Origin of the sequence: Riemerella anatipestifer, assembly GCF_009670965.2 — a bacterium.
In the GTDB taxonomy this organism is placed as follows: domain Bacteria; phylum Bacteroidota; class Bacteroidia; order Flavobacteriales; family Weeksellaceae; genus Riemerella; species Riemerella anatipestifer_B.
Genome location: NZ_CP073239.1, coordinates 655652 through 667324, shown reverse-complemented (window position 1 = coordinate 667324; position 11673 = coordinate 655652). Strand labels below are relative to the sequence as shown.

Sequence of the window (11673 nt, the reverse complement as noted above, 5' to 3'; positions counted from 1 at the left end):
TATAAACTATTCTACATTTTCTACTCGTGTAATTTCAGGAACCTTTTCTTTAACTGTATTTTCTACGCCTAGCTTCATTGTAGAGAAACTTACAGGACACCCAGAGCAGTTACCTAGTAATTTCACATAGACTACAGTGTCTTCTATTTTGATGAGCTCTATATCTCCACCATCTTTGTTAAGAAAAGGGCGAATGCTTTCTAGTGCATTTTCTACTCTTACTTCTAGACTATTATTTTCCATCTTTATTTTAATTCTTTAAATATAATATGGTAATTATTTTTTTGGAGAACACCCTGCCATCGTAGTTATTTTAACGGCTTCTGTAGGAGGTAGATTTTTATTTCTTTCCACTAAGCTCTCTACCATTTTCTGAGTGGTTTCTGTATAGATTTCTGCAATTTTAGAACCATCTTGCAAAGCTGCTGGTCTTCCTATATCACCAGCTTCTCTTATACTTTGGATTAGAGGAATTTCGCCCAATACAGGTATGCCTAAGTCTTCCGCCATATATTGTGCTCCTTGTTTACCAAAGATATAATACTTATTATCAGGTAATTCTTCTGGTGTAAAATAAGCCATATTCTCTATTAAACCTAAAACTGGAATATTGATACTTTCCATTTGGAACATTGCAATACCTTTCTTAACATCTGCAAGAGCAATATGTTGTGGGGTGCTTACAATAACAGCTCCTGTTACAGGTACTTCTTGTATAATAGAAAGATGAATATCACCCGTTCCTGGAGGTAGGTCTATCAATAAGAAATCCAATTCGCCCCACGCAGCATCTCTCAGCATTTGGTTGAGAGCTTTTGCAGCCATAGGACCTCTCCATACTACCGCTTGATTAGCTCCAGAAAAATAACCGATGGATAGCATTTTAACCCCATAATTTTCAATTGGCTTCATTAGATTTCTGCCGTTTTCTTCAATAGAAATAGGTTTTTGCCCTTCAGTATCAAACATGGTAGGTACAGATGGGCCATAGATATCCGCATCTAGTAAACCTACTTTAAAGCCCATTTTAACCAAAGATATCGCAAGGTTAGCAGCTACTGTAGACTTTCCTACACCTCCTTTTCCAGAGGCAATAGCGATGATGTTTTTTATGCCTGGGATTTCTTTCCCTTTAATTTGATTAAGTTGAGCTTCAGATGGTTCTGGAGAAACGATTTTCAACTTTAAAACGACCTCTTCCCCAAACTCAGATGCAAAAGCCTGTTTCATTGCTGCTTCTAGCTTTTTTTTCTCATGCATTGCTGGGGAATGTGCCGTCATATCAATGTAGACATCATTACCCATAACTTGGACATTATTTACCAAGTCATCTACCTCAACCTCTTTTAAAAAAGCTAATACTCTATCTTTTTTTATCATTATTTTCTTTTTAGAAATACAAATTTAAGGATTTATTTTTTGTAAGTGTTTTTCTTTTTATATGTTTTCTGTAGGAGCATCTAGCTGTCCTTCCCATTTAGAGACAGCGGAAGTTGCTAGCGCATTACCCAGTACATTAGTCATACTTCTTCCCATATCACAAAAATGGTCTATTGGTAATATGAGAGCGATGCCTTCTGGTGGAATTCCAAACATAGAACAGGTAGCTACAATAATTACTAAACTAGCTCGAGGCACACCTGCAATCCCTTTGGAAGTAAGCATAAGAACCAAAAGCATTGTGATTTGTTGCCCAATAGACATATCTACTCCATAAATTTGAGCAATAAAGATAGATGCAAAGGTCATATACATCATGCTCCCATCCAAATTAAACGAATATCCTAAAGGTAGGATAAAGGAGACTATTCTATTGTTTGCTCCAAACTTCTCTAGTTCTTCTACAAGTTTCGGAAAAACAGCTTCAGAGCTGGTAGTTGAGAATGCAATAAGTAATGGCTCTTTGATTCTTTTTAATAAATCAAACAATCTGTTCCCAAGTATTAAATAACCAACGGCACATAGGACTAGCCAAAGGATACCCAATGCAAAGAAAAAGTCTCTTAGGTAAACAGCGTAAACCATAAATATCTCAAAACCATTAGTGGCAACAACTGCAGCAATAGCACCCAGTACTCCCAATGGAGCTACCCACATAATATACCCCACCATTTTAAGAATAGCATGAGCGCAAATATCAAAAGCCTTAATAATTGGTTTAGAATGAGCTTCTCCCAACTGAGAAAGAGCTACCCCAAACATAATTGAAAACACCACTATTTGCAGTACCTCATTAGTAGCAAAAGCTTCAAATAAACTTTTAGGAATGATATGCTTCACAAAATCCTCTAACGAGAAGCCTTTGCTATTATTTACGATTTCTGTCGCTGCACTTACATCTTGCACTGGGAGTTGAGTTACTTTACCTGGTTCTAGCCAATTTACAAATACAAGCCCTATCATTAGAGAAACCAAAGAAGCCGTTAAAAACCATAGCATTGCTTTAGTACCTACTCTGCCTATCATTTTTATATCGCTCATTTTGGCTATGCCCACCACCAAAGTGGTAAATACAAGCGGTGCAATAATCATTTGGACAAGCCTGATAAAGATAGTTCCTAGTAACTTTATATTTTTAGAAAAGACCTCTGCACTATCAGGATATTGTAGGTGAACTAAACCGCCTAATCCAATTCCTATAATAAGCCCTAGTAATATTGCTATAAAGAGTTTATTTTGTCCTTTCATGTATGGTATTTTTTAGGTTAAAATGCAAATATAGGCTTTTTTGAAGATTTAAAAATAGTCTTTATTTTATGGCAAGGTTTTTGATTGTACTTGGGGTTCAATAAATTATATATAAATGAAAAAGTCTTTACATTTAACTCTAAAACTATTCTTAGTATTATTTTTTGGAGCTGTTAATGCACAAAGTTGGATTACATGGGATATTTTGGGGAGTGGTTCTACAACGCTACCACCTGCAGGTACAGAAGGGACCCCTACTGCAACGGCTAGTGCTTCCAATAACCCTATAACAGGAGCAGTAAATGTAGGCGTTACGAAAGGTGCTGTCTATGGTAGATCTAATATTTTTTCTGCCAACTCAGGGTTAATACAACCTTCGGGAGGGTTAGTAAATAACTTCAATGGGGCTAATATTGCTACTCAGGTTCTTAAAATAGAAAGCTCTGCTTACAATAATGATTTAAACTCTGTGACCTTCAATTTCGCAAATGCAGTTATGATAGACGAATTGGTAATTACAGATGCTGATAAATCTACTGTAACGGGAGTGTTGTGGGACGATGATTTTTCTTTATCTATGGATGGTGGAGCTACTTTTAGCAGTGTGGCTTTTGGAGTTTCTAATGGAGGAAATGTTGCAGGAGGATATGCAGGAGCCACAATTACAACTTCCTCTTATTCTTCAGGTACTTATCGTGGCTCAGATGGTAAAGGTACAGAGTGGATTAGCTGGAAAAAATCGTCTGCTCCTACTAAGACATTAACAATTAATTATACACCACCTAATGATGCTCCAGCTAATAGAACTGCAGTGATATATGTAGCAATTAAAGTATCTTGTGTGGTTCCTCCTACACCTGTGGTTTCAGTAACGCCTGCTACTTATTATAATAACGGTAGTGCAACAATATCTAATTACGATTCTAGTTATAGCTATACTTTTTCTCCAAGTGGTCCTACAGTAGGAGCGGGAGGAGTTATTTCAAATATTTCTTACGAAACAACTTATACTGTGGTTGCTAGTAAGGGTGTATGTAACTCTAGTTCTAGCCAATCTTTTACAGTTCCAGGGGTAGATACAGATGGTGATGGTGTTGCTGATGTTATAGATTTAGATGCTGATAATGATGGTATTCCTGATTCTCTTGAAAAAACTTTTTGTAATTTACCCAATAACCCTACTAGTAGTGCTACTGGGAAAGGTTTATATAAAGGGCAATTAGTCTTTTTTAATTGGTCTGGTGCTACATTAGATAGTACTACAGGTACTATAAGCAGATCTACTACTTTAAATGGTGTAACTTATACTGCAACTATTTCAGGATTTACAGGAAATGCTTCTTTTGTTGGTAACGATATAAGTACATGGGCAGGTTCAGGTATAAAAGATTTGTATAATTTAGATGGTAGTAATTTTCAAGAAGGGTTATATTCTAAAGGAGATGGAGCAAATCCTGTTAATAGAAAGGCATCTTTTAATATAACATTTACCAGTTCAGATCCTAGGCTGAAATTTCAAATCATTCCCATGGATATAGAGGCTACCTATTTGGGAAATGAAAAAATTACTTTTGTAACAAACGGTACACCATTTACTTTTTTAGAAGACAATGGGCTTACTTATACAATAACAGGTGCGGGTACAAACACATTGGTGTATACAGATACACAAAAGCAGAACAATTCAGGCTCAGCTAATGGTAATGCATTATTTACTACAGAAGCAACGATGCTAAATGTTACATTAGAATGGATGAATAATGCGATTGGAGGACAAGGAGTTGCTTTTGCAATTAGACCTTATTGTGATATAGATGGTGATGGTTTACCAAATTATTTAGATTTAGATTCAGATGGTGATAGTTGTCCAGATGCAGTAGAGGGCTCAGATAATGTGAATATGACTCATCTAGCAGCAGCAGATATGACAACACCTTTTTTTGCTAGAAAATGGTCTATCATAGCCAACGCGAAAGGAAATGTATCTACTACGGGGACAGATATTGTATCAAAACTAAGCTCAGCTTTTGGTGTGCCTGAAATAGTAAATACAGCTACCAATAATACTTCCGGAACACAGGGTGTAGCTCATGTAGATGCTCTTTCGGTAGGGCAAGATGTTAATAATAATGCGCCTTATGATGTATCAAATAATGATAGATGCTTTTGTACTTTAAAGAATACTACAATAGTATTAAATCCATTAGATACTAAAGTAGGTATAACTGCTTTAGGAAGATCAGGTAATATAGATGCGGATAATTGGCCTATGTCTAGAAAAGGAGGGCATATTGCACTAGAAGCAAGTACCAAAGGCTTTACAATTACAAGAATGAGTACAACTGAAATACAAGCAATAGTAAATCCTGTTATAGGTATGATGGTGTACGATACAACCGAAAACTGCCTAAAAGCTTATGTGGAAACACAATCATCACCTAGTGTTATCAGAGCATGGAAGTGTATGAACAAGCAAGGATGCCCTCAAGGAGAAGTCTTTAATAAATAGAGAAACACAATATGAAAAAGATAATATATACAATAGCCGTTGTTTCAAGCTTTTGCTTGAAAGCACAGGTTAATATAGGCACAGGAAATTTAAATACAGGCTCTACTGCAGCATCAGTATTGTTAGAGTTTAATAATTCAGAAAAGAAAGGAATTATATTACCGTGGGTTAATGCTGTATCGGAAGCTAATTTAACAGATAATACGTTTTCGCCAAATGGAACTTTTGTTTTAGATAGGAGTGACAAAGCTGTAAAAGTTAAGGTTAACAATAGCTGGCAAAACTTGAGTTATTTAGCAGATAATACCAACACAATACCTGTTAATACCAATACGGGTAGGGTAGAGAATTCAGGAGCTCAGGTTGTTATGGGAGCGGCTTCTAGTACAGCTAAAGGAGTGTTGGTTTTAGAAAGTACTACTAAAGCATTGGTGTTACCAAAGTTTAGAGATGTACAGAAGAGTATCACAAATCCGGCTCCTGGTATGATGGCTTTTGATGATACACCAGGTAAAGAGCAACTTTGTGTATATAATGGTACAGAATGGAGTTTTTGGACTTGGAAATAGTCAATCATGATGATGGTAAATAAAAAAAGCAGTCCAAAAATTTGGACTGCTTTCTTTTTTTATATAAATAGGAAATTTATGCTTTAAGGTATCTTGTGTAAGCATAACCTTCTTCACCATCTTTAGTTTTTACTTTCCACCAATCGTTGGAAGTCATCTCTACTAAAGTTACGGCTTCTCCTTTTGCTGCTTTACCTACAACTTCAGCTTCTGTAGAAGGTTCTTTGCGAAGGTTAAGGTTAGAGCTTTCTGTGATTACAGTAAGGCTAGCCCCTACTTCTAAACCTTTTACTTGAACATCAATATTGATGTCTGATGCTGTGAAACTTGGGTCAATAGCACCAAGGGCATTCCATACTAAATCTTTAGTTGCTGTAGATTGTGTACTACCACTAATGTATAGAATTCCGTCTTGCTCTTTTACAGATAAGTCTTGTACTCCTGCGTTTTGTGCAGCAGCTACTACACTTGAATATTTATCAGTTAATGACATGGTATTTTAATTATTTTACGATAAGTTGGTTATTGTATTTTCCTATTTTAAGAGCATCTACAGACTCTTTTATCTTTCTAGCATCTGAAGAAGATACATTTCCTGTTAGTGTAAGTTCTCCATTTACATCTTCTACTTTCACGCTAGGGAAATCTTTAGTAGCATCTTTTACTTTTTGTAAAACTACTGCATCTACTTGATTTACTGCTACTGCAGGCTCTGGCGTTGCTATGGTAGTCATGTCGTGAACATCTTTAATACCAGGTATTGCTTTTAAAGACGCTATCATTTGGTCTTTTTCTGCTTGACTAGCAAATACACCACTTAAATGAGCTTGCCCATCTTTTACCTCAACTGAAGCTTGAGGGTTTGCTTTAACTACTTCTGTAGCTTTGGTAGAAAGTTCTGCGTCGTTAGGTTTTTTCTTACACGAAACTGCCGTAAAAGATACTAAAATAGCTAATGCTACTGTTTGAAAAATTTTTTTCATAAATTTTTAATGATTTTTTAAGTTTGCAAATTATAACAAATTTATACTTAGTTTTGCAAGTGTTATGCCAAAACGAAGATATAACTCCAAAGTTAGAAAAAAAAATAACATAAGTAAGAGAAACAGAAAAAAAAATTATAGATGGATATTACTAATTGTAATGTCTGTAGCCCTTATTGGTACAGGTATTTATGTTAAAAATAAAGTCTTTTTCTATTATGCTATGTATTTTAAAAAACATCAGCATAAAAAACTAGAGAATTCCATTACAGAGACTAAACGAATAAATACCATCATTGCTGAGTATCAGGATAAGGTATTTGGTATAGATATATCTCATTATCAAAGAAAAGAAGATATAGAGTGGGATAGCCTAAGTATTGCAAATGATGCTATAAATATTGATTTTATCGTATTAAGAGCTACGATGGGCAATAGTTCTAAAGACAAACATTTTGAATATTTTTGGACTCAAGCAAAAAAATACAACTATACAAGAGGAGCTTATCATTTTTATCGTCCAGATGAAGATCCTGTTTTACAAGCTAATCATTTTTTAGCCCAAGTGAAGCTAGAAAAAGGAGATCTTCGCCCTGTACTAGATATAGAAAAAATACCTAGAAGAAAATCTGTAAAACAGTATAAAGAAGACGTAAAGACTTGGCTTAAAATAGTAGAAGAAGCCTACGGAGCTAAACCTATTATCTACACCTATTATCATTTTTATAAAGATTATTTACGGGGTGATTTTGAAGGTTATCCCTTATGGCTAGCTAATTACAATCATGTCTTAGTACCTTCGGAAGAGGATAATTGGTTGTTTTGGCAGTTTACAGAAAAAGGTATTGTAAAAGGTATCAATGTAAAAGTAGATCTCAATGTTTTCAATGGAAATTCTTGGGAGTTTGATAAAATGAAATTAGATTAGCTTCAATCAAAAAAGGAAGGTAACTCAATGTAGTTATCTTCCTTTTTAATGAAAAACTATATTAGATTGGCTCGTTTTATTATAGACTGATTCTTACACCCACATTTACAAACCTTGGCATACCTGGTCTATATCCTGAAGGGTTAAGAGAAGATAAATAAGTTTGGTTAAGTAAATTTTGAGCGTTAGCATAAACAGTTGCATTTCTGTTTACCTTGTAAGAAATAGAGGCATCTAGTATGTTCATAGATGGAACTAGGTTAGCTTCTGGTATAGCCCCTTGCCAAACCTTATTGCTAAAATCACCTCTGTATCTCCAGATAGCAGAAAGTCTAAAGTTTTTGATGTTAGCTCCCGCTTCTATACTTAGTTGTTCTTTAGGAATAAATGGTAGAGCATCACCTTCTTTAATTGTTCCAAATACTTGAGATTGGAAATCTTTCTTAAAGGAAGAATCTATGTAAGTATAATTGACAGAAACTGGGAAGTTAATTTCACTATCTTTTCCGCTGATAGTATATCTTAACTGTGCTTCTACACCTCTTATCAATACTTCACCTGCATTGTATAAATCGCCTTGCCCTGTGTTGCCGCCCATAACATTGGTATCTGCACCTAGTAGGTTAGAATAATCGTTGATGTAGCCTATCAATTCAGCGTCTACAAAGTTGTTATTAAACCTTGTTCCTAGTTCGTAGTTCCAGCTTCTTTCTTCCTTTTGTCCTTGTTGAATTCCTGGAGGCGAAAATCCTTTGTGAACACTACTAAATACTTTTAAACCATCACTTATTTTATAAAGTAAGGATAGCCCTGGTATCCAAGACTCTACTTTGTTAGTCGTAGTTTTTAAATCTTTACCCGTTCTATCTGCATCAGAACGCCCATAGTTTATTTGTCTTAGAGTGATGTTTTCATATCTTACTCCCGCAGTGGCAACAAGAGCTCCAAACTCTTGCTGATATTGAACATAAGAGGCTGTAGCATTAGCATCTTCTATTCTATTGTCTTGAGAGCCTGCACTTCCTCGTTTTTTTAGTGCTAAACCTTGTGATGTGGAAAGATATTCATCATCTGCTTGAAAACGGTCTTGGCTATCATAGTGGTATCTCGCTCCAAAGCGAACCATTCCCGTTTTACCTAAATGATAATGCCCATTGAACTGAAGCCCTTGTGAAATATAGTCTCTATCGTTATGTCTTATATAGATGGTATTATCTGCATTATAAGCTCCTTTTAAAGCTAACATTTCGTTAGAGTTATCAGCCATTTCTAAAGCATTAGAAAGCCCTACTTTGTTACCTCCAGCTTTAACATCATTCACTTTGTACCAATTTCTTGTAACTTCATTTCTATAAGCATCAAAATTTAAGTGAAGTTTTTTGCTAGGTTCTATTTGATAAGATAGCAAATATTGTCGCTGATTGATTTCTATATTATCTAACTCTGATGATAAGTAACGCTGGTAAGCATTTTTATTGAAGTCCTCTTTAGAAATTCCCATATAGGTTTCGTTAGAGTTTTGTTTAGAAGCCTGAAGCTTAAACTGAAGTTTATTAGGGATAGCCGCATTAGAATTGTCATACAACAACTTTATCATACCATCATTAAGTGTGAACCCCGTGTTTTTACCATTTGGAAGTTCTTTAAAACCATCTGAATTATTGGTAAAATACTCTACCAAGTATCCGAATTTGCCAATTTTATCTCCTACATGAGTATGCACTTTATAGGTGTTAAAATTACCGTAAGAAGCATTTAAAAACTCTGAAAATTTATTAGGTACTTGAGTAGAAAGCATGTTCATACTCCCTCCGATGGTATTGGGACCATACATGATTTGTCCACTACTTTTAAGAATTTCTACACCAGCCATTCTTCCCATGGTAGGGAAGTAGTAAGCCGCAGGAGCTACATAAGGAGCAGGTGCAGCTAAAACACCGTCTTCCATTAAATTGATAGATGAACTCCTAAGCGAAGAAGCTCCTCTAATAATAATGTTAGGACGCAACCCAAAACCTTCCTCTTCTACTACATGTATCCCTGTTTTACCCATAAGTACACGGTTAGCATCAGAGTAGTTATATTTCTGTAATTCTTTAGTACCAATATAGATAAAAGAACTCGCTTTTTCGTTCTTATCTTTATTGGTAAAAATAGTTTGAGATTGAATAACAACCTCATCTATATTTCTAGATTTTATAGAATCAGTTTCCTGAGCGAATGAAGCTACTGAAACTAACATTATAAGAGGTAAAAGTTGTTTTTTCATTACACTTTATTTAGAATTGTTAAAAGTTTTGACAAAGGTATAATATCTGAGTAATTACACAAAATTTATTTAGGATAATTCTAAATAAATAAAGTTTGTTATATTTAATTTGTTGAAAATCAATGAATTTTTGACCAATGATTTTTGTCATATCTTTATATAACAAAATCGGGCTATCTCACAGAGATAGCCCGATTTTGTTATTTTTAAATAAAATTATTTTACTTCTTTGCAGTAGGTTGAGATAGTTTGTTTAAAGCATCTACTATCTGCATATCTATATTACCTATAGCTGCAGGACTAGCCACTTTACCATCTTTATCTATTACCATAGCACTCGGTAATTTAAATCCATAAATACCAAATTTATCAGCAGCTTCAGAATTCATACCGTTTTTAGCATACAGGCTTTCCACTTTTAATCCTTTAAACATAGCCACTTCGGTTTTTTTGAACTGGTCTTCAGTATCATCTAGATTTATCATTACCAAATTAACCTTACCTCCATATTGAGTTGCAAGTTGCTTTACAGAAGGAGTAAGACTTTCGGATACATAAGGATTCCAAGAAGCATAAAATACTAAAACGCTTGGTTTACCCTCATATTTAGATAAACTAACTTTTTCTCCTTTATTATTAACTAAATCAACGCTAGGAGCTTTCTGCCCAACTTCAATACCTTGTATAGCGAGTTTAACTTTTTCTAACTCTTTCTTTATCTGGCTGTCTTTAATAGATTTATTAACCACTTCCATTACTTGCTTAATTCTTGGGTGTTGAGGTTGTAAATCGTATTGTGTTGCAACGAAAGCAATTAGGTGGTCTTTCGTGTACTGGTCAATATCTTTTTTACCTTCTAGATATTTAACAAAGGCTTCTGTAGTAGAGATTTCTTTGTTTTGAAGCGTATTCATAAAGTTGGTAAAACCTTCTTGATTCTTAATGAGCAGGTAGCTTCTATAAGTAGGCAAGGTTTTTATCCATTTCTTCTCATCTCCTTTTAGACTATCTTGATATTTTGTAAATTCAGCCGAAGGCTTGAAATTAGGGTTTCCAGTAGCCGCACCATGCATAGCCGCATATTGTTCGGTAATCATTAGAAGGGTTACTTTCATCTCGCTTGATTTCCATTCTACCACTTCGGAGTCTGGTTTTGTTTTAGACTTAACCTCTTCTATTTTTTTATCTACATCTGTTTGTATTTTTTTAACTGCTGCAATGAACTCTTTTTCAGACTTAGACATAAGTTGCATATCTATTTTGCTCATGTAGTCCTCTATATAAGATTGCATTTGAGTAAGGAATTCATTGTTTTTTTCGCCATCTCCTAAGATTTTCATTTTTCTAGGAAATTCTGTAGCGTCAGCCGTAATTTTGATATTATCTCCTTTTTTAAGATAAATAAAATTCATCTGTCTTGCGTAGGTTATTAGATAGATGCCGTCTTCCTCTATTTTTGGCGTTGCGGAAAAATTGCCTTTAGCATCTACTCCTATATTCATAATAGGCAACGAGCTGGCACTAGATACATTGATGAGTTCTATCCTGTCCAAAGGAGAAGCATTTTTAAGCGTTCCTGAAATTTGAACTTCATTTTTAGAACAAGATACCATTAGAATGGTAAAAAGTACTAACAAAAGATATTTTTTCATAGATATAAATGATTATTTTTTTACAATCACAAAGGTAGTTAATAAAACTCGGTTAAAAAATAAGTAAAGGAAATT

10 protein-coding genes are annotated in these 11673 nt (G+C 34.7%); 3 read left to right on the top strand and 7 right to left on the bottom strand.

Going from position 1 to position 11673, the window contains the following annotated elements:
* Positions 1–6 precede the first annotated feature (6 nt).
* The 3 genes from D1J36_RS03030 to D1J36_RS03020 are packed head-to-tail and all read right to left on the bottom strand — an operon-like array spanning position 7 to position 2688.
* Positions 7–243, bottom strand: a complete 237-nt coding sequence (locus D1J36_RS03030; RefSeq protein ID WP_004918179.1) for a NifU family protein — start codon at positions 241–243, stop codon at positions 7–9.
* Positions 244–276: 33 nt separating this feature from the next.
* Positions 277–1380: an Mrp/NBP35 family ATP-binding protein gene (locus D1J36_RS03025; protein ID WP_154137803.1), complete on the bottom strand. Its 1104-nt coding sequence runs from the start codon at positions 1378–1380 to the stop codon at positions 277–279.
* A gap of 57 nt (positions 1381–1437) precedes the next feature.
* Positions 1438–2688 (bottom strand): dicarboxylate/amino acid:cation symporter, encoded by a 1251-nt coding sequence (locus tag D1J36_RS03020; protein WP_154137804.1) that lies wholly within the window; start codon positions 2686–2688, stop codon positions 1438–1440.
* 115 nt (positions 2689–2803) lie between these two features.
* Between D1J36_RS03020 and D1J36_RS03015 the strand changes: the two genes are divergently transcribed.
* Both D1J36_RS03015 and D1J36_RS03010 read left to right on the top strand, forming a co-directional pair.
* Positions 2804–5197 carry a thrombospondin type 3 repeat-containing protein gene (locus D1J36_RS03015; protein WP_252339423.1) on the top strand — a complete coding sequence of 798 codons (2394 nt, stop codon included), beginning with the start codon at positions 2804–2806 and terminating at the stop codon, positions 5195–5197.
* An 11-nt stretch (positions 5198–5208) separates the two neighbouring features.
* A complete protein-coding gene (locus D1J36_RS03010) occupies positions 5209–5766 on the top strand; it encodes a hypothetical protein (protein WP_154137805.1) in 558 nt (185 codons plus the stop codon).
* Between the two features lie 76 nt (positions 5767–5842).
* On the opposite strand, the gene D1J36_RS03005 is transcribed toward D1J36_RS03010, so the two are convergent.
* Together D1J36_RS03005 and D1J36_RS03000 are read right to left on the bottom strand one after the other, a co-directional pair.
* Positions 5843–6259, bottom strand: coding sequence for an SH3 domain-containing protein (locus D1J36_RS03005; RefSeq protein WP_004918173.1), 417 nt, complete (start codon positions 6257–6259; stop codon positions 5843–5845).
* A gap of 10 nt (positions 6260–6269) precedes the next feature.
* Positions 6270–6749: a BON domain-containing protein gene (locus D1J36_RS03000; RefSeq protein WP_154137806.1), complete on the bottom strand. Its 480-nt coding sequence runs from the start codon at positions 6747–6749 to the stop codon at positions 6270–6272.
* Between the two features lie 64 nt (positions 6750–6813).
* Between D1J36_RS03000 and D1J36_RS02995 the strand changes: the two genes are divergently transcribed.
* On the top strand, positions 6814–7677 hold the full coding sequence (locus D1J36_RS02995; protein ID WP_353954704.1) for a glycoside hydrolase family 25 protein: 864 nt from the start codon (positions 6814–6816) through the stop codon (positions 7675–7677).
* A gap of 79 nt (positions 7678–7756) precedes the next feature.
* Here the strand turns inward: D1J36_RS02995 and D1J36_RS02990 are convergent, their stop codons facing one another.
* Together D1J36_RS02990 and D1J36_RS02985 are read right to left on the bottom strand one after the other, a co-directional pair.
* On the bottom strand, positions 7757–9946 hold the full coding sequence (locus tag D1J36_RS02990; RefSeq protein WP_154137808.1) for a TonB-dependent receptor family protein: 2190 nt from the start codon (positions 9944–9946) through the stop codon (positions 7757–7759).
* A gap of 221 nt (positions 9947–10167) precedes the next feature.
* Positions 10168–11598: a TlpA family protein disulfide reductase gene (locus tag D1J36_RS02985; RefSeq protein WP_154137809.1), complete on the bottom strand. Its 1431-nt coding sequence runs from the start codon at positions 11596–11598 to the stop codon at positions 10168–10170.
* Between the last annotated feature and the right edge of the window lie 75 nt (positions 11599–11673).